This is a genomic window from Citrobacter sp. TBCS-14 (genome assembly GCF_005280805.1).
GTDB lineage: Bacteria > Pseudomonadota > Gammaproteobacteria > Enterobacterales > Enterobacteriaceae > Citrobacter > Citrobacter gillenii.
The window spans coordinates 703-1086 of record NZ_SZWM01000385.1 but is presented as its reverse complement, the minus strand read 5'-3'; the positions used below and the strand labels follow the sequence as shown (position 1 = coordinate 1086).

The 384-nt window shown below is 53.4% G+C and carries 1 protein-coding gene; it reads right to left on the bottom strand.

All coding sequences use genetic code 11. The features are described 5' to 3' along the window. The coding region (locus FDX22_RS31190; RefSeq protein ID WP_255432942.1) for a flagellar hook-basal body complex protein at positions 1-384 on the bottom strand (384 nt) is incomplete at both ends.

Genomic DNA, 384 nt, shown 5'->3' with positions numbered 1-384 from the left:
TGCTCGTTACCCAACGAGTCATACACGGTGGTGGTGTAGCTGTCGGTGTAGGTGTCGCTGTTATTCGGGTCAAACGGCACGCTGGTGCGATCGATCGCTTCATCACTGGCATCAAAGTTGGCCGTAAAGGTCATGCTGTCAGTAGCCTGCGCCGGAATGTTGCCGGTTTTAATCTGAATGTCGGTCACTGTACCGGTTTGCAGCGTGCCGCTGTCATCAACCGGATAACCTTGCAGGTAATCGCCCGATGCGTTAACGATATAGCCGTTTTTGTCCGTCACAAAGGACCCGGCGCGGGTGTAGGAGATATTCCCCGCGCTATCGCACATAACAAAGAAACCATCATCGTTAATGGCCAAATCCAGCGCATTGCCGGTAGAGACC